The sequence below is a fragment of the Streptomyces hyaluromycini genome (assembly GCF_002217755.1).
In the GTDB taxonomy this organism is placed as follows: domain Bacteria; phylum Actinomycetota; class Actinomycetes; order Streptomycetales; family Streptomycetaceae; genus Streptomyces; species Streptomyces hyaluromycini.
This window is the reverse complement of the sequence record NZ_BCFL01000020.1, coordinates 26,229-50,072: the sequence shown is the minus strand read 5'-3', so window position 1 is coordinate 50,072 and position 23,844 is coordinate 26,229. Positions and strand designations below refer to the sequence as shown.

Annotated in this window: 12 protein-coding genes and 1 pseudogene; 12 read left to right on the top strand and 1 reads right to left on the bottom strand. The window is 73.3% G+C overall.

The features are described 5' to 3' along the window. Nucleotides 1–58 precede the first annotated feature (58 nt). The 12 genes and pseudogenes from SSP29_RS22035 to SSP29_RS21980 all read left to right on the top strand — a co-directional run bounded on the left by SSP29_RS22035 (nucleotide 59) and on the right by SSP29_RS21980 (nucleotide 22,294). The gene (locus tag SSP29_RS22035; protein ID WP_150134656.1) at nucleotides 59–4,582 is read left to right on the top strand and encodes a non-ribosomal peptide synthetase; all 4,524 of its coding nucleotides are present in this window, start codon (nucleotides 59–61) and stop codon (nucleotides 4,580–4,582) included. Between the two features lie 38 nt (nucleotides 4,583–4,620). After that, complete coding sequence (locus tag SSP29_RS22030; RefSeq protein ID WP_089102481.1) at nucleotides 4,621–6,429, top strand: non-ribosomal peptide synthetase; 1,809 nt, start codon at nucleotides 4,621–4,623, stop codon at nucleotides 6,427–6,429. Then, the gene (locus SSP29_RS22025; RefSeq protein WP_150134655.1) at nucleotides 6,426–7,220 is read left to right on the top strand and encodes a thioesterase II family protein; all 795 of its coding nucleotides are present in this window, start codon (nucleotides 6,426–6,428) and stop codon (nucleotides 7,218–7,220) included. The genes SSP29_RS22030 and SSP29_RS22025 overlap by 4 nt, the downstream gene beginning before the upstream one ends. Further along, nucleotides 7,190–8,413, top strand: coding sequence for a cytochrome P450 (locus tag SSP29_RS22020; RefSeq protein ID WP_089102480.1), 1,224 nt, complete (start codon nucleotides 7,190–7,192; stop codon nucleotides 8,411–8,413). The genes SSP29_RS22025 and SSP29_RS22020 overlap by 31 nt, the downstream gene beginning before the upstream one ends. Nucleotides 8,414–8,538: 125 nt before the next feature. Continuing rightward, entirely contained in the window at nucleotides 8,539–8,748 is a 210-nt protein-coding gene (locus SSP29_RS22015) for an MbtH family protein (protein WP_089102479.1), read from the top strand. Nucleotides 8,749–8,759: 11 nt separating this feature from the next. Further along, a complete protein-coding gene (locus tag SSP29_RS22010; protein WP_150134654.1) occupies nucleotides 8,760–9,791 on the top strand; it encodes a TauD/TfdA family dioxygenase in 1,032 nt (343 codons plus the stop codon). Between the two features lie 36 nt (nucleotides 9,792–9,827). Then, a pseudogene (locus SSP29_RS22005) lies at nucleotides 9,828–16,907 on the top strand (amino acid adenylation domain-containing protein); the annotation flags it as partial. Beyond that, nucleotides 16,904–18,193, top strand: a complete 1,290-nt coding sequence (locus tag SSP29_RS22000; protein WP_089102477.1) for an MFS transporter — start codon at nucleotides 16,904–16,906, stop codon at nucleotides 18,191–18,193. The pseudogene SSP29_RS22005 and the gene SSP29_RS22000, both read left to right, overlap by 4 nt. 14 nt (nucleotides 18,194–18,207) lie before the next feature. Next, entirely contained in the window at nucleotides 18,208–19,050 is an 843-nt protein-coding gene (gene ddaH / locus SSP29_RS21995; RefSeq protein WP_150134653.1) for a dimethylargininase, read from the top strand. A gap of 126 nt (nucleotides 19,051–19,176) precedes the next feature. Next, nucleotides 19,177–20,103, top strand: a complete 927-nt coding sequence (locus SSP29_RS21990) for a hypothetical protein (protein WP_089102476.1) — start codon at nucleotides 19,177–19,179, stop codon at nucleotides 20,101–20,103. Between the two features lie 143 nt (nucleotides 20,104–20,246). Beyond that, nucleotides 20,247–20,975 (top strand): FadR/GntR family transcriptional regulator, encoded by a 729-nt coding sequence (locus SSP29_RS21985; protein WP_089102475.1) that lies wholly within the window; start codon nucleotides 20,247–20,249, stop codon nucleotides 20,973–20,975. Between the two features lie 164 nt (nucleotides 20,976–21,139). Further along, nucleotides 21,140–22,294 carry a DUF3103 family protein gene (locus SSP29_RS21980; RefSeq protein WP_245883166.1) on the top strand — a complete coding sequence of 385 codons (1,155 nt, stop codon included), beginning with the start codon at nucleotides 21,140–21,142 and terminating at the stop codon, nucleotides 22,292–22,294. A 36-nt stretch (nucleotides 22,295–22,330) separates the two neighbouring features. On the opposite strand, the gene SSP29_RS21975 is transcribed toward SSP29_RS21980, so the two are convergent. After that, nucleotides 22,331–23,818, bottom strand: a complete 1,488-nt coding sequence (locus SSP29_RS21975) for an FGGY-family carbohydrate kinase (protein WP_089102473.1) — start codon at nucleotides 23,816–23,818, stop codon at nucleotides 22,331–22,333. Between the last annotated feature and the right edge of the window lie 26 nt (nucleotides 23,819–23,844).

Here is a 23,844-nt window from a genome sequence, read left to right as displayed (position 1 = left end):
GCGCCGGCTCTACGCCGGACCGACACCTCCGCTCCCCGACAAGGAAGGCAGACCGACAGTGAGTTCGCCCACGGACACGGCTCCGCCGCCGGTTCCCACCCCGCTGCCCGTCCCCGCTCCGCCGTCGGCCCCGGCACCCGCCAGGACCGCACCGCTCTCGGGCCTCCAGCGAGGACTGTGGTTCCTGGACCGCTGGCACCCCGGGACCGCCACCTACAACACCCCCTGGGTCTTCGAGTTCACCGGCCCCCTCGACACCGCGCTCCTGGAGCGCTCCCTCAACACCGTGGTCGCCCGCCACGAGGCGCTGCGTACCACCTTCACCCTGGGGCCCGAAGGCCCCCGCCAGCTCGTCCACCCCGGCCTGGAGATCCCGCTGACCGTCGTGGACCTGCGGTACCTGCGGGCGGACGAGCGGGAACGACAGGCCGCACAGCGGCTCGCCGCAGAGGCGGCGGTCCCCTTCGACCTCGCCGCCGGACCGCTGCTGAGGGCGTCGGCCCTGCTGCGGTCGGACACCGAGACCACCGTCGTCCTCGTCGTCCACCACATCGTCTGGGACGGCTGGTCGGCCGACGTCTTCGAGACGGAACTGGCGGAGACCTACACCGCCCTCACCGAACACCGCGATCCCAGGCTGCCCGAACTGACCGTCCAGTACGCCGACTACGCGACCGGGGAAGAGGGCCGCTCCTTCGAGGACCACCTGTCCTACTGGAAGGACCGGCTGGACGGCGCCCCCGGCCTGCTGGAACTGCCCGCCGACCGGCCGCGCCCGGCGGAGCGCGGCCACCTCGGCCGCACCGAGCCCTTCGACCTGCCGGCCGGCACCGCGGCACGGGTCCGCGCGCTGGCCGAGAGCGAGGGGGTGACGCCGTTCATCGTGCAACTGGCCGCCTTCGCCCTCCTGGTGAACCGCCACACCGGTGCCGAGGACATGGTGATCGGCACTCCGGTCACCACCCGCGACCGGCCCGAACTGGAGAACCTGGTCGGCTACTTCGTCAACCTGCTGCCGCTGCGGGTCCGGCTCGGCGCCCGCACCACCTTCCGCGAGCTGCTCGCCCACGTCTCCGACGTGGCCTTCGAGGCGTACGGCTATCTGGACGTGCCGTTCGACACGATCGTCGACCAGCTCGCCCCGGACCGCTCCGCCGCCCACCCGCCGCTCGTCCAGGTCGTCTTCGGCTCGCACACCGAGAACCGGGCACCCCTGGCGTTCGGGCCCGCCTCGGCCGACCGGCGGGTGCACTCCAACGGCACCAGCAAGTTCGACCTGACCTGGTCCGTCTACGACGACGGCGAGCTGCGCGGCGAGGTCGAGTTCAGCACCGGCCTCTTCGACACGGAGACGGTACGCCGGATGACCGACGACTGGCGGGCCCTGCTGACGGCCGCCCTCGACGACACCGGCCGTACCGTCCGTGAACTGACCCGCCTGGCCGACCGGCAGCCGCCCGCCGCCCCCGTCCGCATCCCCGAAGGCCGCGCTCTGCACCGGCTGTTCGAGGACGCGGCCGACGCGCACCCCACCCGCACGGCCCTCACCCACGGCAACCGGTCCCTGAGCTACACGGAACTGGACCAGCGGGCCAACCGGCTGGCCCACGCACTGATCGCCCGCGGCGTCCGCCCCGGCGACCGGGTCGGCCTGCTCCTTGACCGCACGCACGAGATCCCCGTCTCGGTGCTCGGCGTGCTGAAGGCCGGCGCGGCCTACGTGCCGGTGGACCTGACCGCCCCCGCCGACCGGGCCGCGATGGTCTTCGGGGACACCGGGGTCCGGGTCGTCGTCACCGACCGGCCCGACCGGGTCCCGGACGGCCCGTGGCAGCTGGTCGAACCAGCTCTGCATGACGCTGAGTTGGCCGCGCTACCGGCCACCCGCCCCGCTGTCGTGGTACGCCCCTCGGACACCGCGTACATCATCTTCACCTCGGGCTCCACCGGCCGGCCCAAGGGCGTCGCGGTCGCCCACGAACACGTCACCCGACTGATGGACGCCGGCGCCCGGCACTTCCCCTTCGGCCCCGACGAGGTGTGGACCCTCTTCCACAGCTACGCCTTCGACTGGACTGTCTGGGAGCTGTGGGGCGCCCTCCTGCACGGCGGACGGCTGGTCGTGGTGCCTTACCTGACCAGCCGCTCGCCCGAGGAGTTCACGGAACTGCTCGCGGCCGAGGGCGTCTCGTTCCTGTGCCTGACCCCGTCCGCGCTGCGCCAGCTCGAACTCGCCCTGCGGCAACGGCCGCGCGCCCTGCCCGCGCTGAAACAGGTCATGCTCGGCGGGGAGGCGCTCGACCCCGCCGTGGTGCGCCGCTGGAACGCCCTCGACCCGCTGCCCCCGGCCCGGCTGTGCAACCTGTACGGGATCACCGAGACCACCGTCCACGTCACCACCCACGACCTCGGCCCCGACGCCGACGACTTCGACCGCAGCCTGATCGGCACACCGATGCCGCACCTCAGTGCGATGGTCCTCGACGACTGGCTGCGGCCCTGCCCGGTGGGCGTGCCCGGCGAGCTGTACATCGGCGGCGGCAGCCTCGCCCACGGCTACTGGGACCGGCCCGGCCTCACCTCCGGGCGCTTCGTCGCCGACCCCTACGCCACCGCGCCCGGGGCCCGGATGTACCGCACCGGGGACGTGGCCAGGAGGCTGCCCGACGGCGGCCTGGAATACCTGGGGCGAGCCGACTTCCAGGTGAAACTGCGCGGCTTCCGCATCGAACTCGGCGAGATCGAGAACGCGCTGGCCGCCCACCCCGACGTGGACACCTGCGTGGTCACGGTCCACCAGCAGCGGCTGGCGGCCTACGTCACCGGCCGCGAGCCGGCCGGAATGCGCGAGTTCCTGGCCCGTTCACTGCCCGACTACATGATCCCGGCCACCGTCACCGTCCTGGACACCCTGCCGCTGACCGTCAACGGAAAGGTCGACCGCCGCGCCCTGCCCGACCCGAGCCCGCACACCACCGCGCCCGCCGGCTCCGCGGCCGGGCACGTGGCCCCCCGCAACGACACCGAGCGGGACTTCGCCGCGGTCTGGTCACAGGTCCTGGGCGTCACCGGTATCGGGGCGTACGACGACTTCTTCCACCTCGGCGGCGACTCGATCCGCGCCGTGCAGCTCTCCGGAGAGCTGCACGAGGCCGGCTGGACGGTCACCCTGCGGGACATCTTCAACGCGCCGACCATCGCCGCCCTGGCGCCGCTGGCCCGCCCGGTGGCCGGTACGGACACCGCCGACGGGCCCTTCTCGCTGGTCGACGCCGAGACCCGGGCCGAGCTCCCGGCCGGCGTCGTGGACGCCTACCCGATGGTGTCGATGCAGCTCAGCATGGTCTTCCACATGGAGATCGCCGGATCGACCGACAGCTACCACAACGTCAACAGCTACCGGATCAGCGCACCGCTCGACGAGGCGGCGTTCCGCCGGGCCGTGACCGAGGCGATGACCCGCCACCCCGTCCTGCGGACCGGCCTGGACATCTCCGGCTACGCCGAACCCCTCCAGCTCGTGCACGGCGAGCTGGCGCCGCCCGTCACCTTCGACGACCTGCGGCGGCTGGCCGCCCACGAGCGGGACGAGGCGGTCACGGCGGTCTTCGAGAACCACCGCAGGACCCCCTTCGAGCTGCTGGAACCGCCGCTGTTCCGGATCACCGTGCAGCGGCTCACCGACACCTCCTTCCAGCTCACCGTCTCCGAGCACCACACCATCCTCGACGGCTGGAGCTTCACCTCGCTCCTCGCCGAACTCCTCGAACGCCACACCGAGTTGTCGGCCGACCCGGACAGCGATCCGGCCGCCCCGCCCGGCTCCCGCTACCGGGACTTCGTGGCCGTCGAACGGGAGGCAGCGGCCGACCCCGCATCCCTCGCGTACTGGCGCGGCAAGCTCGACGGCGTCAGCGGCGAGCTGTGGGACGGCGCCGGTGAAACCCATGAACTGGCCCGCATTGTGGAACGGGTACTGCCCGAGGCCCCCGGCCAGTTGCGCCGCGTCGCCGATGCCACCGGCGTCCCCGTCAAGTCCGTGGCGCTCGCCGCCCATGTGCACGCGCTCCAGGAGATCACCGGCCGCCGCCGGATCACCACGGGCCTGGCGATGAACGGCCGCCTCGAACGGCGCGGCGGCACCGAGGTGTACGGGCTGTTCCTCAACACCGTTCCTCTGGTGGCCGGGACCCGTGGCGCGGACTCCGACGACCCGCTGGCGCTGGTGCGCGAGGTGCACCGCGAGGAGCTGGACATGATGCCGCACCGCCGGGTCCCGATCGCCCGGCTGGCCCGGCTGATGACCGGCACCCGGCTGGACAGCCAGTTCGGCTTCCTGCGCTTCCACGCTCTCGGACACCTCGGCGACGCGCGGATCGAGGACGACCGGATCGGCTGCGAGCCCACCATGCGCCACGAACCCAACAGCTTCGCCTTCGGCGCCTCACTGATCCAGGACCCCGTGTCCGACCGCGTTCTGCTGGCCGTGGACCAACAGCGGTCCGTGGTGCCCGACGCGCTCGCCGAGGCCTTCCTCGACGCCTACGAGACGGCCCTCCACGCGATGGACGCGGCCCTGTGACCGCCCGCGCAGACCGAGAAGAGAGCGAGACAAGCCCCATGACCGACACCCACGGCCCCCGACCGGTCGACCCGCTGACCCGGTTCCTGGGCGCCGCCGACGCCACCCCCGGGCGCACCGCGGTCGTGGCCGCCGACGGCCGGCTCAGCTTCGCCGAACTGGCCCGCCGTACCGCGGAGCTGGCCGGCGCCCTGCGCGCCCGCGGCATCGGCCGCGGCGACCGGGTGGGCGTCCACCTGCGCCGCACCACCGACCTGCCGGTGGCGCTGCTCGCCGTGTGGCGGGCGGGCGCGGCCTACGTACCGCTCGACCCCGCCTACCCCCGGGAACGGCTCGCCTTCATGGCCGAGGACTCGGGCCTGGCCCTGCTGCTCACGGCCGAGCCGGGCGCCGTCCCGCTGCCCGGCGGAGTCCCGGCCCTCGGCCCCGACGCGACGGGCGACCTCGGCCCGGACACGCCGGACACCCCGGTCACCGCGCTGGACGCGGCCTACGTCATCTACACCTCGGGCTCCACCGGCCGCCCCAAGGGCGTCGAGGCCACCCGCGGTGGTGTCGCCACCCTGCTGGCCGGGCTGGAGGAACACGGTATGTACCGGTCCGAGCCGGGCGTGGTCGGCTGGAGCGCGAGCGTGTCCTTCGACGCCTCCGTCCAGCAGTGGGCGCGGGTCTGCCGGGGCGACACCGTCGTCGTGGTCGACGACACGACCCGCACCGACCCGGTCCGGCTGGCCGCCCTGCTCGACGAGCACGGCGTCACCGACCTGGACCTCACCCCCTCGCACTGGGAGCTGCTGCGCGAGGCGCTGGCCGCCCGCCCGGTCCGGCTGTTCATGGGCGGCGAGCCCGTACCCCGGGCCACCTGGGACGAGATCACCGCCGGCGGAACCGACGCCCTCAACCTGTACGGCCCCACCGAGTGCACCGTCGACTCCACCGCCACCCGGATCACCGGACCCCTCCCGCACATCGGCGACGCCCTGCCGGCCGTGACCCTGCACCTGCTGGACCGGGCACTGCGGCCGGTCGCCCCCGGCGCCACCGGGGAGCTCTACATCGCCGGTCCCGCCGTCACCCACGGGTACGTCGGCCGCCCGGGCCTGACCGCCGAACGCTTCGTGGCCTGCCCCGGCGCACCCGGTACGCGGATGTACCGCACCGGCGACCTCGCCCGCCGCGCCCAGAACGGCACCCTGGAGTTCGCCGGCCGCGCCGACCGCCAGCTCAAGCTGCGCGGCTTCCGCATCGAACCGGGCGAGATCGAGGGCGCCCTGACCCGCCATCCGAGGATCCGCGAGGCCGCCGTCAAGGTCCACGAAGCCGCCCCCGGAGACCAGCGGCTCATCGCCTACCTCACCACCGCCGGCACCCCGGACCTCGGCGCCGACGACATCCTGGCCCACGCCCGCACCCTGCTGCCTGCCCACATGGTCCCCGCCACGGTCGTCGTCCTCGACGCCCTGCCGCTCACCCCCAACGGCAAACTCGACCACGCCGCACTGCCCGCCCCGGCGCCCGCCGCCGGGCCCCGGCCGCAGCCGGCCGACCTGTCGGGGACCGGTCCGACGGGCACCGGCCTGGCGGAACAGGTCGCCGACGTCTGGCGGACCGTCCTCGGCCGGGACGACATCCGCCCCGACGACGACTTCCTCACCCTCGGCGGCCACTCCCTTGCCGCGCTGCGGGTCATCCACATCCTGCGCCGCACCCTCAGCGTCGAACTCCAGCTCCGCCACCTGCTCGACGCCCGCGACCTCGCCGACTTCACCGAGGCGGTCCGCACGGCAGGGCAGGCCCCGGCGACCCGGCGTCCAGCCCTCGTCGGCGGCGCGGCGGGTGCCCGGTGAACCCCGCACGCCCACGCACCGAGGGGGACTGGCTGCTGGTGCCCGCACCCCAGGACCACCGGCCCTACCGGCTGTTCTGCTTCCCGCACGCCGGCGGTGACGCCACCGCCTTCGCCCCGCTGGCCCAGGCGCTCGCCCCGGCCGCCGAGGTGTGGGCACTGCGCATGCCGGCCCGGGGCGGGCGCAGCCGCCACCCGATGCCCGCCACCTTCGACCTGCTTGCGCGGACCGTGGCAGACGCCCTGTTGCCGCACCTGAGCGGCCGCTTCGGGTTCTACGGGCAGAGCTTCGGCTCCCTGCTGGCCTACGAGGTGGCACGCGCCCTGCCCGCCGAGCACCGTCCGGAGGTGGTGATCACGGCCTCGGCGTCCCCGCCCGGCACCTGGGCCGCCCCGACCCCGCCCCAGCACGGGGCCGAGGATCTGCTGCGGACCTGCGGCATGGGCGAACTCGTCGCGTCGGAGCCGGAGTTGCGGGAGCTGGCGCTGCGGGCCATCCGCAGCGACCTCACGGTGCGCGACACCTACCGGTACCGGCCCGGCCCGCTGCTCGACACCGACCTGCACGCCGTCGCGGGCGACGCCGACCCGATGCTCGACGCCGCCCTGCTCGCGGGCTGGGCGCAGCACACCTCGGGCGCCTTCGGCCTGACGGTGGTCCCCGGCGGCCATCTGCTGGCGACCGTACAACGGCCCGGACCGGTGGGCCTGCTGACCTCGATCGTCGGGCACCGGCCCGATCCGACCCCCAGGGAGCCCCGATGGCCACGAGTACAGCCCCTCGCCCGCTGATCCCCGGCCCGGCGCCGGCCGCCTCCGTCGACCTGAGCGACCCCGGCCTGTGGACCCGCCCCGACCTGCCCGCCGTCGTCGACCGGCTGCGGGAGGCGGGCCCCGTCCAGCGCACCGAGACCGCCGACGACGGGCCGGTCTGGTCGGTGCTCTCCTACGACCTGGCCGTCGAGGTCCTCAAGGACGCGGCCGTCTACAGCTCGGAGGGCGGCTCACTGCTCGGGGCCGGAGCCGGGAACACACCCGTCGGCGCGGGCCGCATGATGGCCCTGACCGACCCGCCCCGGCACCGTGAACTCCGGGCGCCCGCCACCCCGTTCCTCTCGCCCGGCGGGGCCCGCGGCGCCGCCCCCGGCATCACCGAGCTGTCCCGCCGGATCGTCACCTCGGCCGTGGAGCGGGGCGAGGTCGACCTCGTCGACGTCGTCTCCCCCCTGCCCCTGACCGTGATGTGCGACCTGCTCGACGTCCCGGACCAGGACCGCGAGATGGTCGTACAGGTCTGTGACGACGCCTTCCTCGGCCGCACCGCGCAGGAGCGCAGGGCCGGTCACCAGCGGCTCATCCCGTATCTCATGCACCAGGTCATGAAGCGGCGGGCCGACCCCCGTGACGACCTGATCAGCATGATGGCCGGCTACCGGATCGCCGGACGGCTGCTGCCGGTCGAGGACGTGGTCCTCAACCTGGACAACATCGTCGTCGGCGGAGTGCAGACCGTCCGGCACACCGCCGTGATGGGGCTGCTCGCACTGGTACGGCACCCGGAGCTGTGGCACCGGCTGCAGAGCGGCGAGGCCGCCATGGGGCCGGCCCTCGACGAGCTGCTGCGCTGGACCTCGGTCGGGCTGCACACCCTGCGCACCGCCACCAAGGACACCGAACTGGGCGGCCACCGCATCCGGCGCGGCGAGCGGGTCGTCGTATGGACCTGGGCGGCCAACCACGACCCGGCCGCCTTCGACCGCCCGCACGACATCCTGCTGGAGCGCAGCCCCAACCGCCACGTGGCCCTCGGCCTCGGCGCGCACTACTGCATCGGCGCCCCGCTGGCCAAGACGGAGCTGACCGCGCTCTTCACGGCCCTGCTGGAACGCGTCGAGCGGATCGAGCCGACCGGACCGGTGCAGTACAACCGCTCGATCATCAACTTCGGCCTGGACCACTTCCCGGTGCGTCTGATCGCGCGCTGAACTTCCCCAATCCTGCCGGAACTCCTGCCTGTCGGCGGAAACGAGCGCCGATAACTTCGAAAAGTCCGGACGGAATTCCGAGAACCCCGAATTTCCCGCCCTGCCCACGACGGAGGAAAAGCATCATGACGAATCCCTTCGAGGACGAGAACGGCACTTACAAGGTGCTTGTCAACGACGAGAACCAGCACTCTCTGTGGCCCGCGTGGATCGATGTCCCGGCCGGCTGGACGGTCGCCTTCGGCGAGGCCGGCCGGCAGGCCTGCCTCGCCTGGATCGAGGAGAACTGGACCGACATCCGCCCGGCGAGCCTGCTCGCCGCCCTCGGCCGCTAGGAGGCCCCGCCGTGCCGACCGCACCGACCACACCGCACTGGGAGACCGCTCCCGGCCGCCCGGCCCTGACCCGGGTCACCGGCGTCCACGACATGGACGCGGCCGTCGACTGGCTCCAGGACAACAGCCCGCAGCTGCGGGCGGCCCTCGCCGAGCACGGCGCGATCTTCCTCCGGGGCCTGCCGGTCGCCGGCAGCGAGGACGTCGCCCGGGTCCGCGACGTGCTGCTGCCCGAGCCCACCCCGTACCGGGAGAAGGCCACCCCGCGCAGCGACTTCGGCCACGGGGTCTTCTCCTCGACCGACCTGCCGCCCCACCAGTCCATCCGCATGCACAACGAGAACAGCTACACGCTCACCTTCCCCGGCAAGCTGCTCTTCGCCTGCCTGACCGCCCCCGCCGAGGGCGGCGCCACCCCCGTCGTCGACTGCCGCAAGGTCCTGGCGAACCTGCCCGCCGCCCTCGTGGACCGAGTGCGTGCCAACGGCTGGACGCTCACCCGGAACTACTCGGAATACGTGTCCCTGGACTGGCGCACGGCCTTCGCGACCGACGACCCGGAGAAGGCCGAGGAGTACTGCGCCGAGAACCTCGTCTCCTGGGAGTGGCGGGAGGACGGCCGGCTGCGCACCCGGCAGCTGCGCCCGGGCACGATCACCCACCCGGAGACCGGCGAGGAGGTCTGGTTCAACCACCTCGCGTTCTGGAACGAATGGTCGCTGGACCCCATGATCCGCGAGGCCCTGACCGACGAGTTCGGCCCCGACGGCCTGCCCTTCAACACCGGTGTCGGCGACGGAGCCCCCCTCACCCGGGACGACGTGGAGACCCTCAACGCCGTCTACGAGGCGGCCACCGTCCGCGAACCCTGGCAGCGGGGCGACGTGATGCTCGTCGACAACATCCTCGCCGCCCACGGCCGCGACCCGTTCAGCGGCGACCGGAAGATCGCCGTCGCCATGGGAGAGCCGGTCGACGTCCTGGACTGCCGGCCCAGCGTGCCGCCCGCCGCGTTCCGCGCCGCGCCCCTGCCCACCGCCTGACCAGGCCCCCGTGGCCCGTGACGTAAGGACAGATCCGTGATCCCGGTTTCCTTCGCGCAGCAGCGTCTGTGGCTGACCGACCAGATCGAAGGGCCTGGCCCGCTCTACAACCTGCCGTTCGCGGTCCGCCTGCGCGGCGCACCGGACCCGGCGGCCCTGCGCGCCGCGGTCGTGGACGTCATCACCCGGCACGAGGCGCTGCGCACGGTCTTCCCGGCCGTGGCCGGCGTCCCCGTGCAACAGGTGGTGCCCGCCGAGCAGGCGGCGGCGGATCTCTCCTTCACGGTGGTCGACTGCACGGCCGACCCCGACGGCTATCCGGCGCTGCGCGACGCGGCGGCGGCGAAGCCCTTCGACCTGCGCGGCGAACTCCCCGTCCGTATACGGGTGTTCGTCCTCGCCCAGGACGAGTACGTGCTGCTGACCGTGCTGCACCACATCGCCGGTGACGGCTGGTCGAAGGGGCCGTTCCTGCGCGACCTGGCCGCCGCCCACACGGCCAGGCGCGCGGGCCGGGCCCCCGACTGGGAGCCGCTGCCCGTCCAGTACGCCGACTACGCGCTGTGGCAGCGCGAGTTGCTCGGCAGCGACGGCGACCCGGACAGCCTGATGGCACGTCAACTGGACTACTGGCGCGGCAAGCTGGCCGCCCTCCCCGAGGAACTGACCCTGCCCACCGACCGGCCCCGGCCCCGCGCCCTGGGCGCCGGCGCCGACGCGCTGCCCCTGCGGTTCGACGCGGACCTGCACGCCGGCCTCCTCGACCTGGCGCGCACGCACCGGGTGACCCTGTTCATGGTGCTCCAGGCGGCCCTGGCCGCGCTGATCTCGCGGCTGGGCGGCGGCACCGACGTGCCGGTCGGCTCGGTCGTGGCGGGCCGCTCGGAGGAGGCCCTCGACGACCTGGTCGGCTTCTTCGTCAACACGCTGGTGCTGCGCACCGACGTCTCGGGCGACCCGTCCTTCACCGAACTCCTCGCCCGGGTCCGGGAGACCCATCTGGAGGCCCACGCCCACCAGGACGTGCCCTTCGAACGGCTGGTGGAGGAGCTCAACCCGGTCCGCTCGACGGCCCGCCACCCGCTGTTCCAGGTGATGGCCGTCCTCCAGAACAACGAGAACGCCGCCCACGGCCAAACGGCCCCGGACGGACTGGACTTCACGCCCGAACCGCTGGGGATCAGGGTCGCGAAGTTCGACCTCAACATCGGAATGGAGGAGAACCACGCCCCGGACGGCACCCCGGCCGGGATCACCGGCTCCATCGAGTTCGCGGCCGACCTGTTCGACACCGGGACGGTCGCGGCGTTCGCCGCCCGCTGGGAGCGGCTGCTCAGGGCGGCCACGGCCGACCCGGGCGCGCCGGTCGGCCGGCACGACCTGCTGGGCGAGGAGGAACGGGCCCGGATCCTGGGGGAGTGGAACGACACCGCGCGCCCGGTACCGGGCGACGGGACGCTGACGGAGGCGTTCGCCCGGCAGGCCGCGCGCAGCCCGCACGCCGTCGCCGTGGTGTCGGACGAAGCCACCTACACCTACGCGCAGTTGCAGACCCGTGCGCAGAGCCTCGCGGCCCGGCTCGCCGCGCTGGGCGTGGGTCCTGAGACGCCCGTGGCGATGCTGCTGGAGCGCTCGGCCGAGGTCGTGGTCTCCACGCTGGCGATCGTGCTGGCGGGCGGTGCGTACGTGCCGTTGCACGCCTCCCTGCCGGCGGACCGGCTGGAGCGGGTGCTGGCCGAGGCCGGGGCTCCGGTGCTCCTGACGGACCGCGACGACCTGGGCTTCGTGCCGGACGCCCTGGTGATGCGGCCCGAGGGCGAGCCCGTGCCCGGATTCGAGGCACCGGCGGCGCACCCCGACCAACTCGCCTACGTGATGTACACCTCCGGCTCCACGGGGCTGCCCAAGGGCGTCGCGGTCCGCCACCGCGACGTCGTCGCCCTCGCCACCGACCACCGCTGGCACGGCGAGAACCACCGCCGCGTCCTGCTGCACTCGCCGCACGCCTTCGACGCCGCCACCTACGAACTCTGGACGCCCCTGCTGTCCGGCGGCACCGTCGTCGTCGCCCCGCCCGGCCACCTCGACCCGGCCGTCCTGCGCGAGGTGATCGAACGCCACGCGGTGACGGCGGCATGGCTCACGAAGGGCCTGTTCGACGTCGTCGCGGAGGAGAGCCCGCACTCCCTCGCCGGACTGCGCGCGGTCACCACTGGCGGCGACGCGGCCGCACCGGCCATGCTGCGACGGGTCCTGGACGCCTGCCCCGGCCTGGTCCTGGGAAACGGGTACGGCCCCACCGAGACCACCACCTTCGCCACCTTCCGCCGGGTGACCGAGGACGACCTCGCCGGAGCCCGGGTGCCGATCGGCACGCCTCTCGACAACATGCGGGCCTATGTCCTGGACGGCGGCCTGCGCCCGGTGCCGCCGGGCGTCCACGGCGAGCTGTACGTGGCGGGCGCCGGCCTCGCCCGCGGCTACTCGGGCCGGCCCGCCCTGACCGCCGAGAGGTTCGTGGCCTGCCCGTTCGAGCCGGGCGAGCGGATGTACCGCACCGGCGACCTGGTACGCCATCGCGCGGACGGCACCATCGAGTTCCTCGGCCGCACCGACCACCAGGTCAAGATCCGCGGCTTCCGCATCGAACCCGGCGAGATCGAGGCCGTACTGGCCCGGCACGAGGGCGTCGGCCAGGTCGCCGTGGTGGTCCGCGCGGACGACGGCGAGAAGCGGCTGGTCGCCTACTGCACGCCCACGGGCGAACGGCCGGACCTGGCGGCCGCGTTGCACCGGTACGCCGCCGACACCCTGCCGGGCTACATGGTCCCGCTGGTGATGGTCCTCGACCGGCTCCCGCAGACCGCCAACGACAAACTGGACCGCGCCGCCCTGCCCGCCCCCGACCTGGGCGGACCGGCCGGCGGACGCGCCCCCCGCACGCCTCGCGAGGAGATCCTGTGCGGCCTCTTCGCCGAACTGCTGGGCCTCGCCTCGGTCGGCGTCGACGACGACTTCTTCGCCCTCGGCGGCCACTCCCTGACGGCCACCCGGCTGGTCAGCCGTATCCGCACCGTCCTGGGCGCCGAGATCCCGCTGGCGGAGCTGTTCCAGGCACCGACGCCCGCGGGCCTCGCCGACCGGCTCACGGACGGCACCGCCGGTGCTCCGGCCCGCCCGGCGCCCCGCCCTGCCGACCGGCCGGAGCGGCCGCCGCTCTCCTTCGCCCAGCAGCGGCTCTGGTTCATCGGCCAGTCCGAGGGCCCCAGCGCCACCTACAACGTCTCCCTCGCCCTGCGGCTGCGCGGCGCCCTGGACACCACCGCCCTGGAGGCCGCCCTGCGGGACGTCGTCGCCCGCCACGAGGCCCTGCGCACCGTCTACCGCACCGTCGGCGGCGTCCCCTACCAGCACGTCCTCGACGAGCCGCCCGCCCCGCTGCTGACCGTCGCGGCCCTGCCCGTCGCCGTCGCCGCGGGCCATGTCTTCGACCTTGCCACGGACGTCCCCGTGCACGCCCACCTGATCCCCGACGGGACCGACGGGACCGACGGAACCGACGGAACCGGGGGACCCGGCGGATCCGGCGAACAGATCCTCGTCCTGGTCGTCCACCACATCGCCGCCGACGGCGCCTCCCTGCGCCCCCTGTTCGACGATCTCGCCACCGCCTACCGGGCCCGCCGCGCGGGCGCCGCCCCGAACTGGCGGCCGCTGCCGGTGCAGTACGCGGACTACGCGCTCTGGCAGCGGGAGCTGCTCGGCACCGACCAAGACCCGGACAGCCTCCTGACCCGGCAACTCGGCTACTGGAAGAACGCCCTCGCCGGACTGCCCGACGAACTGAGCCTGCCGGCCGACCGGCCCCGCCCGGCGGTGCCCGGCCACCGCGGCGACACCGTCCGCTTCGAACTCGACCCCGCCCTCCACACCCGGCTCACCGAACTGGCCCGCGCACACGGCACCACCCTGTTCATGGTCCTCCAGGCCGCGTTCGCCACCCTCCTGCACCGCTTCGGCGCAGGTGACGACATCCCCATCGGCACCCCCGTGGCCGGCCGGGCGGACGGCGCCCTGGACGACCTGGTCGGCTTCTTCGTCAACACCCTCGTGCTCCGGACCGACCTGTCGGGCCGCCCGAGCTTCACCGAGCTGCTGACCCGGGTCCGCACCGCCGACCTCGCCGCCTACGCCCACCAGGACGTGCCCTTCGAACGGCTGGTGGAAGAGCTCAACCCGGTCCGCTCCCCGGCCCGCAACCCGCTGTTCCAGGTGATGCTGGCCTACGACAACACCACCGAGGCGGACATCGCCTTCCCCGGAGTACACGCCGAGCACGAGACCACCGACTTCACGACCTCCCCCTTCGACCTGTGCCTGAACGTCACCGAACGCCACGGCCCCGACGGCGCCACGACCGCACTGGGCGGCGCGCTCGAATTCGCCACCGACCTGTTCGACCGGGACACCGCCGAGCGGCTCACCACCGCCCTCACCAGCGTGCTGAGCCAGGTCGCCGAGGACCCCGGCCGTGCCGTCGGCAGCCTGGACATCCTGACGGCGAACGACCGTACGGCGCTGGAGCGCTGGAACGACACCGCACTTCCCGCGTCTCCCGCCCTGCTGCCCGAGGTCTTCGCGGCGCAGGTCGCCCGCACCCCCGACGCCGTGGCCCTGGTCAGCCGTGACACCTCGCTGACCTACCGGGAACTGGACGCCCGCGCCGACGCACTGGCCCGGCGGCTGGCCGCCGTCGGCGTCGGCCCCGAACAGGTCGTCGCCCTCGCCCTGGAACGCTCGGCCGACTCGGTCGTCGCGATCCTGGCCGTGCTCAGGGCGGGCGGCGCCTACCTCCCGCTGGACGCCGACTACCCGCCCGACCGCCTGACCCACATGCTCCGCGACACCGCCCCGCTGCTCGCCCTGACCCACACCGCCTGGCCCCTCCCGCGGATCCTGGACGGCCTGCCCCGGCTGTCGCTGGACGAGGACCGCGCCGTGACCGGGCCGGCTCCGGTGACCCACCGGGCCGGCGCCCGCAACGCCGCCTACCTCATCTACACCTCCGGCTCGACCGGCCGCCCCAAGGGCGTGGTGATCGAGCACCGGGGCGTCGCCAACCTGTACGCGTTCCACCGGGCGACCACCATCGCGGAGGCCGAACGCGCCCACCCGGGACGGCGGTTCAGGTTCGCGCTGACCGCCTCGCTGTCCTTCGACACCTCCTGGGAGGGAATCCTGTGGATGGTGGCCGGGCACGAACTGCACCTGCTCGACGACGACTGCCGCCGCGACGCCGCCGCCGTGGTGCGCTACGTGGAGGAAACCGGGATCGACGCCATGGACGTCACCCCCACCTACGCCGAGCAACTCCTTGAGGAGGGACTGCTGGAGCGGCGCCGGCTCCCGGTCCTGATGCTCGGCGGCGAGGCCGCGGGACCGGCCCTGTGGACCGCCGTGCGCGAGACCCCCGGAGTGACCGGCCACAACCTCTACGGCCCCACCGAGTACAGCGTCGACGCCCTCCACGCCCGGCTCGCGGACCACGAAACCCCGCTGATCGGGAAGCCGTTGACCAACACCCGCGCCCATGTGCTGGACGAGGGCCTGCGCCCGGTCCCGGCCGGGGTGGCAGGCGAGCTGTACCTCGCCGGCGCGGGCATCGCACGGGGATATCTGAACCGACCGGCCCTGAGCGCCGAGCGGTTCGTGGCCGATCCGTTCACGGCGGGGGAGCGGATGTACCGCACCGGCGATCTGGTGCGCCGCCGCCCGGACGGCCAAGTGGAGTACCTGGGACGCACGGACCACCAGGTCAAGATCCGTGGATTCCGCATCGAACTGGGCGAGGTGGAGGCGGTGCTGGCCCGCTGCCCCGGAGTGACGCAGGCCGTGGTCGTCGCCCACGAGGGGCGGCTGGCCGGCTATGTGACCGGCGAGGCGGACGGCACCGCCGTACGGGAGTTCGCGGCGGGCGTGCTGCCCGGGTACATGGTCCCGGCGGTGGTCACGGTGCTGGAGACGCTGCCCCTGAACGTCAACGGCAAGCTGGACCGGGCGGCGCTGCCCGCACCGCGCTTCGCGGGAACGGCTGCCGGACGGGCGCCCGCGAGCCCGCGCGAGGAGACCCTGTGCGCTCTGTTCGCCGAGGTGCTGGAGCTGGCATCGGTCTCGGTGGACGACGACTTCTTCGCCCTGGGCGGCCACTCGCTGCTGGCGACCCGGCTGCTGAGCCGGATCCGCGCCGTACTGGGGGAGGAGATCGGCATCCGCGCCCTGTTCGAACACCCCACCCCGGCCGGACTCACCCGCCATCTCGACACCGAGCGCGGACCGCAGGACTCCCTCGGGACCCTGCTGCCGCTGCGGACCGGCGGCACCGCGACCCCCCTGTTCTGCGTGCACCCGGGAGCCGGCATCAGCTGGGTCTACTCCGGTCTGCTGCGCCACATCGACGCCGCCCACCCGGTCTACGGCCTGCAAGCCCCTGGCCTTCGGGGCGCCACCCCCGACAGCGTCGGCGCGCTGGCCGCGACCTACCTTCGGCACATCCGGTCCGTCCAGCCCCGCGGCCCCTACCACCTGCTCGGCTGGTCCTTCGGCGCCGTCGTCGCCCATGAGATGGCCGTACGGCTCCAGGCGGACGGTGAGGAGACGGGCTCCCTGATCCTGCTGGACGGCTACCCACCGACCCCCGGCCCCGACGACACGGTGGGTCCCGAGGAACAGCCGGAACCCCTCGCCGCCCTGCTGGCCTCGCTCGGCTACGCCACCGACGACCGGGGCGACGGCACGGACGGAGTGCCGGAAGCCCTGCGGGCCATGCTGGGAGACGCCGCCGACACCCTGCCCAGGGTCTTCGCTGACCACGACCGACTGCTGGCCGCACACGTGCCCGCCGTCTACCGGGGCGACGCCCTGTTCATCGGCGCCGCGCTCGACAAGCCCTCCGACTGGCCGTACGAGAGCGCCTGGCGGCCGTACGTCACCGGGCTGATCGAACATGACCTGCTCGCCTGCGAGCACGGCGCGATGACCCGGCCCGGTCCGATCGCCCTGATCGCGGAAGCGGTCGCCAAGAAACTCCGCACCGCACAGCCGGGAGAGCACCGATGAGCCGCGCGTACGCCGATCCCGCCTCGCCCGAACGGGAGGACGAGCGGCCCGCCCGCGGCCGCCTGGGCCTGTGGTCCGAACGGAACTTCCGCAGGCTGTGGCTCGGCGAGAGCACGAGCGGCCTGGGCACCGCGGTCGGCCATGTGTCCCTGTCCCTGGTGGCGGTGGTCACGCTGCACGCCTCCCCCTTCATGATGGGCGTGCTCACCGCGGCGGCCTGGACGCCGTGGCTGCTCATCGGGCTCCCGGCCGGCGCCTGGGTGGACCGCTGGCCCCGCCGCAGGACCATGCTGGTCTGCGACCTGTCGCTGTTGGTCCTGTTCGGGAGCGTTCCCGTGGCCGCCTGGCTGGGCGTACTCACCCTCGCCCAGGTCGTGCTCGTCGCCCTGCTCTCCGGCGCGGCGAAGGTGTTCTTCAGCACCGCCTACACAGCGCTGCTGCCCGCGCTCGTGGCCGACGACGACATGCTGGAGGCGAACGCGAAGCTGCACGGCGCCGAATCGGCGGCGGACGTCGCCGGACCCGGCGTGGCGGGCCTGGTCACCCAGGCCCTCGGCGCGGTCACCGGGGTCTTCCTCGACGCGGCGACCTACCTGGTCTCCGCGCTCTGCCTCGGCGGGGTCGACGTACGGGAGACTCCGCCGGAGCCCTCGCAGCGCAGAGCGCTCCGGCGGGAGATCGCCGAAGGCGTCCGGTTCGTGGCCCGTGACCCGTACCTGCGGACGCTGGCGGGCTTCGGCGCCCTCGCCAATCTGGCCCTCAACGGCATCCAGGCCGTACAGACCGTCTTCCTCGTCCGGGACGTCGGTCTCCGACCGGGCGCCGTCGGCACCGTGTTCGCGGTGGTGAGCGTCGGCGGCCTGGCCGGGGCGGCCGTCGCCGGCCGGATCGCCCGGTGGTTCGGCACCGCCCGCGGACTGCTGCTGTGCATGCTGGTCGTGGCGCCGTTCATCTTCCTGCTGCCCTTCGCGGGACGGCAGTTGCCGCTCATGGTGAGCGCCCTGGCCTGGGGCGTCGCGGTGTGCGGTGTGGTCGCGGGCAACGTCATCGTCGCCGGCTTCTACCAGACGTACTGCCCCTCCCACCTGCTCGGCCGGGTCCGGGCGAGCGCGTCGACCGTCAACTACGGGGCGATCCCGGTCGGCGCCCTGCTCGGCGGCTGGCTGGGCGGCGCCGTGGGCAGCAGACCCACCATCTGGATCATGTCCGCCGTGCTGCTGACCGCCGCCCTCGCCCTGCTCGCGAGCCCCCTGCGCACCCTCCGCGACCTTCCCCGGATGCCGTAAGGACTGATGACCTGATGACCGCCATGGAACTCCGCGCCCAGCGTTCCGCCCGCCCCCGGCACTACCTGATGTGCCGCCCGACCCACTTCGAGGTGACCTACTCGATCAACCCCTGGATGGACCCCGCCAAGCCGGTGGACACCGAACTCGCCGTCACCCAGTGGGAACAGCTCCTCGCCCTGCACCGCCGGCTCGGCCACCATGTCGAGCTCGTCGACCCGCTGCCCGGCTACCCCGACATGGTGTACGCGGCGAACGGCGCCACGGTGGTGGACGGCAGGGTCCTCGGAGCCAGGTTCCGCGACGCCGAGCGGGCGGCCGAGGGACCGGCCTACCTGGAGTGGTTCCGCGACCGCGGCTACCGGGTGCACGACCCGGTCCACGTCAACGAGGGCGAGGGCGACTTCCTGCTCGCCGGCGACCGGCTGCTCGCCGGCACGGGCTTTCGCAGCACCCCCGAGAGCCACGCTGAGGCGCAGGCGTTCCTCGGCCGCCCGGTCGTCGGCCTGGAACTGGTGGACCCGCGTTTCTACCACCTCGACACGGCCCTGACCGTCCTCGACGACGACGAGATCATGTATTTCCCGGGCGCCTTCGCCCCGCACAGCCTGGCCGTCCTGCGGCGCCTGTACCCCGACGCGATCGTGGTCGACGAGGCCGACGCCGAGCACTTCGGCCTCAACGCTGTCAGCGACGGCCGGCACGTCATCCTGCCCGAGTCGGCCGCCGGGGTGGCACGGCGCCTGCGTGAACGCGGCTTCGAACCCCTCGGCCTCGACCTGTCCGAACTGCTCAAGGGCGGCGGCAGTGTGAAGTGCTGCACGCTCGAGATCCGCGACCGTCCGGCACTCGGCTGATATGCGGCGGACACCCGGGTACCGGTCAGGTGGCGGGATCGAGCGTCCATCCGCTGTAGATCGCCTCCCGGTTTCATCGACCGATGAGGGTCTCCGACGGGGGAGCCCGGAGAGGAACGACCAGGCATGACTACCGAGGAGTTCACCCACCCTCCCACCGAGAAGGAGGCGCGGGCCGCCTTCGTGTCCCGGGCGGCCGGGGCGGCGGCGGACGCCGGGGAACTGATCGACCGGGCGGCGGCCCTGCTGCCGTCCGCAGTCACCGGGGACCGGGCGCCCCGGACCGTTGGCGACGAAGAGGACCTGAACACACTGCTGGCCGCGCTGGCGGGACACCTGGCCGGCCGGTCCTGCCTCGGCACGGTCCCTCCTAGGTCCACCGTGTGGGGGCTGGACCTGGACACCGGCGTCCTGCGCCGGGTGCCCGCCGAGCGACTGGCCGTCCCGGCCGGCCCACCGGGGCACCCCCCGGTGGGAGTGGCGGCGGGCCTCACCTGGGTGGGTGCCCTGGAAGCCGGCATGACCGCGCACTGCGAGGCGCTGCTGGCCCGGCGCCTCGCCGAGCCCGGCACCCGAGTGCCGCGCCTGTGCCTCGCGGGCCTGTGCGACGGCCGATGTTCCGCCAACGACTGCGCGAAGCGCGCCACGGCCGCGTCACAACCGCTCTACGCGGCGGGCGAACCCGTCGCCCACGACCTGTCCGGCCTGCTGTCCCTGCCCGGCTGCGCGGTCCGGGTGGGCCCCCGCCCGGACACGGTCGTCGCCACCGGCGCCACCCGCGCCGAGGCCGTCCGCCGTGCCACCGCACGCGCCCTGCGTGCCCTGACCGCCGCCGAGGACCGCGGCCCACGCCCACTGCCCGCGATCGGCCCGGACCAGGAACTCCCGCCGCCCGGAGCCGAACCGTCCGCCCGCGTGCACTGGTCCCGGCCACTCGACGCCCTGCGCGCCCAGGGCCGCACCCCGGTCGCGGTACTGCTCGACCAAGATCCCCGCGTCAACGAGGTACTTCCCTACCTGGTCCACGTCGTGCTGCTCGACGGCCCTCGATGACGCCGCCCCGACCGCGCGCAACTGCTCTGCGCCATCAGGCAATTGACGGCGCGGTCGGGGGGCTGCTTCACTGGTCCAGTGGCTCAGCCACTGGACCAGTGAGCCGCAGAACCACTGACTGACCGAAGCCTGGGAGATCCTCCGTGGCCGTCGAGAGCATTCCGCGCCGAACCGTGGTCGACCTGCTGGAAGCACGGCTGCGTGACGACATCCTGAGCGGCACGCACGAACCCGGATCCCTGCTGCCCCCCGAGCGGGAGCTGGCCGCCGGATACGGCGTCACCCGTACGACGTTGAAGCACGCGCTGACCCGGCTGGAGCAGGCGGGACTGCTGAGCACCCGGCACGGCATCGGCACGCGCATCCTGGACTACCTGCGGGTCGGCGGCGCCGACCTGCTTCCGATGCTGGCCGCACAGGACCCCACATGGCTGCGCGAGGTCTTCGAGGTACGGCGGCAGATCGGCACCCTGATCGCCGGCCGCGCGGCCGACCGGCGCACGGAACGACAGGCCCGGCGGCTGGAACACCTGCTGCGTCAGGTCGCGGACGGCCCGGACGCCGACGCCGTCCAGCTCGCCGACGTGGAAGTGCATCGCGAACTGGCGCGGGCCACCGGGAACCGGGTCTATCTGCTCCTCACGAACACGCTGTTCAACGCCTACCTTCCGGTACGGGCCGCTCTGCGCGCGCCGTTCGAGGACGCGGCGCGGGCGACGGACCGGCTCGCGCCGGTGGTACGGGCCGTGGTCGGCCGGGACGGCGAGGAGGCGCGGCGCGCGGCGGAGACCTATCTGGCCGCCACCGAGAAGATCATGCTCGGTTCGCTGGGCAGTCCGCGCGGACGCCCGGCCGCCGACAGCCCCCGGTAGCCGCGCTCCCCGGCCACGACCCGAGCCCACCGGCTCCCCGCGGATGTCCGTTCATCCCGGGCTCTCTTATTTGTCATGCGCAGGACAATGCGAGCCTCCAACACCCCTAGGACGGCCGCCCGTTCACCGTGGGCGCGGCGGCGACCGACAACACGAGGAGCATGATGAGCAGATCAGGCAAGAGACGCGGCATCTTCATCGGCGTGATGCTGTCCGCGGTCATCGGCGGCACCGTCCAGCCGGCGATCGCCGCGCCGGTGCGGGACGCGGGGGACCAGGCCACCCCGTTCCGGCGGTCTCCGGTGCGGTCGACAGAGCAGGAGATCGCGCGGGCGCTGTCCGCCTCGCTGCGTGACCCGCAGTGGCGCCAGCAGGTCCGTGCGGCCGCGCTCGGCGCCGAGGACGTGGACCTCCAGGCACTGGCGGGCAGCACCGCGGCTCCGGAGGGCAGGAACCTGCTCGCTTCCGTCGCTGCCGCGGACCGCCGCATCGCGGGCCTGAAGGGCCTGCCCGCGTCGACCGGGTCGCTGCTGCGCGTCCGGCTGGGCGCGCCGTCCATGCGGTCGCACCTGGACGCCCAGGCCACCCCCTGGATCGCCGTTGCCGCGGCCGACGACGACGCCAGGAACATCACGGCGTACGACAGTGAGGGCCACGCCCACTCCGTCGGCACCGCGCGCGTCCCCGACCGCCCGCTGTACGTCCTGGACATCGACGTCACCAAGGCCCACCGGGCCGGCCTGAAGGTGCTGCAGAAGGCCTTCGCCGACAAGGGGCTGACCTCCCTGCCGTCGAAGGCGGCGAACAGCGCCGGCACCGCGAGCGCGGCGGGTTGGTGGGCGACCAAGGTCACGGCCGTCGAGGTGAACGACGACCAGGAGCCCTGGTTCAAGGGCGCCGCCGAGATGTTCTCGCTGGTGACCGGCTTCGGGCAGGACGGCACGGCGCGCGTCGACTCGGTGGACATGCCCTACCTGGACTACGACGGCACCATCTACTACCCGAACCAGATCCTGGTCAACTGGTCGAACTACAAGTACAACCTGGCCGACGTCGTCATGATGGAGGACGACGACGGCACCAACTACCGTGCGCTGGCGCAGGCGATCACCACGGCGCTGCTCACCGTGACCGACCAGGGCACCTACATCCCGTTGGTGAACGCGGTCCTGAGCGCGATTCCCGACAGCTGGTTCACCGACGACCCCGACTACGTGGAGTCCTGGTACACCCTCGCCCAGAGCTCCTCGGGCCGGCTGAACGGCGCCTCGGGCAACGGCTGGATGACCGTCGAGCCCTACTTCGTCGAGGAGCTCTAGACCTCGCGCCCAAGAGCGGACCGGGCCCGGGCGACGTCACGGGCCGTCTTCTTCACAGCCGGTGTTCTGGTCGTGGGCCAGGGCGTGGGTGACCGCGGTGGTGCTCTCGTACAGGACCCGGTACTGGGTGAACCGGCGATCGTAGACAGCCGCGTCGGCGGGATCGGGCCGGACCACCGATTCCGGCGGATTCCAGGCCGTGATGTCCGGTCGGCCGATCAGCCCGGCGGCGAGGAAGGCGGCACCGTAGCTGGCACCGATGGTCGTGCGGGCGACGATCTGTTCGAGACCGGTGACATCGCTGACGATCTGAGGCCACAGCCCGCCCCGGGTACCGCCGCCGACCGCGACGATCCGCCGGATGTCGGCGCCGGCCGCGAGCATCGTCTCGACATTGTGCCGGACACCGTAGGCGGTGGCCTCCAGCGCCGCCCGCATCAGGTCGCCCCGGGTGTGACCCAGCGTCAGGCCCGCGATCACGCCCCGGGCGTCGGGGTCCATGACGGGTGTCCGTTCCCCGGCGAAGTACGGCAGCATCACCAGGCCGTTCGCACCCGGGGGCGAGGCGGCCGCCTCGTCGAACAGCACGCCGGGGCCGACGTCGCCGAAGAGGTGCCCCAGCCAGTCGGTGACGGCTCCGGAGGTGGCCATGCCGCCGGCCAGGCAACGGGTGCCGGGCAGGGCGCCGACCGTGGACCACATCGACGGGCTGGTCACGAGCCGGTCGACGGTGTTCACCAGGAACATCGTGGTGCCGTACATCAGCATCAGGTCGCCGACGCCGTGACCGCCGACGCTGATGGCCTCGCTCCAGGCGTCGATCGTCCCCACGATGACCGGTGTTCCGGCCGGGATGCCCGCGACGGGCGTCTTCACCCGGCCGGCCTCCTGGCCCGGCCAGCGCAGCGGGGGGAGTTCGACGCCGGGTGCGATGTGCTCGGCCCATTCGGGGATCCACTGCTGCTCGTGGATGTCGAACAGCGGGGTGCACTGGCTGGCGGAATGCAGGTCCAGCACATAGGCGCCGGTCAGCCGGTGGGCGAGCCACGACGCGGGCATGAGGAGGCGGCGGGCCCGTGACCACACCTCGGGCTCCCGCTCGCGGATCCAGGCGAGTTTCGGCCCGACGGCCTGGGACGACAGCGCCGACCCGCACCTGCGGAAGATCGTGTCCGGCCCCAACTCCCGGTTCAGCCGCGTGATCTGATCTTCGGCGCGGGTGTCCACGCCGTACAGCACCGCCGGGCGCACCGGCTCTCCCGCGTCGTCGACCAGGAGGGTGCACGGGCCCATGCCGCTGACGCCGACGGCCCGGACGGTGATGTCGTCGCGGTCGAGCAGTTCGGCCGCCAGCGAGACGAACTCGTCCCACCACACCTGTGCGTCCATCTCGACGTGCCCCGGCCGGGGCCGGTCGACCACGTGACCGCGTACCGCCTCGCCCAGGATGCGGCCGGCGGCGTCGACCACCACGCCCTTGGTGCTGGAGGTGCCAACGTCAACTCCGAAGACGACGTCGATCATGTACGGCTCCCTGCATCTGTTCCTCG

Excerpts from the sequence above, each read along its gene's own strand:
- SSP29_RS22015 (WP_089102479.1), top strand. The coding sequence starts at position 8,539 with ATGACGAATCCCTTCGAGGACGAGAACGGCACTTACAAGGTGCTTGTC.
- SSP29_RS21990 (WP_089102476.1), top strand. The coding sequence starts at position 19,177 with ATGACTACCGAGGAGTTCACCCACCCTCCCACCGAGAAGGAGGCGCGG.
- SSP29_RS22000 (WP_089102477.1), top strand. The coding sequence starts at position 16,904 with ATGAGCCGCGCGTACGCCGATCCCGCCTCGCCCGAACGGGAGGACGAG.
- SSP29_RS21975 (WP_089102473.1), bottom strand. The coding sequence starts at position 23,818 with ATGATCGACGTCGTCTTCGGAGTTGACGTTGGCACCTCCAGCACCAAG.
- SSP29_RS22020 (WP_089102480.1), top strand. The coding sequence starts at position 7,190 with ATGGCCACGAGTACAGCCCCTCGCCCGCTGATCCCCGGCCCGGCGCCG.
- SSP29_RS22030 (WP_089102481.1), top strand. The coding sequence starts at position 4,621 with ATGACCGACACCCACGGCCCCCGACCGGTCGACCCGCTGACCCGGTTC.
- ddaH (WP_150134653.1), top strand. The coding sequence starts at position 18,208 with ATGACCGCCATGGAACTCCGCGCCCAGCGTTCCGCCCGCCCCCGGCAC.
- SSP29_RS21980 (WP_245883166.1), top strand. The coding sequence starts at position 21,140 with ATGAGCAGATCAGGCAAGAGACGCGGCATCTTCATCGGCGTGATGCTG.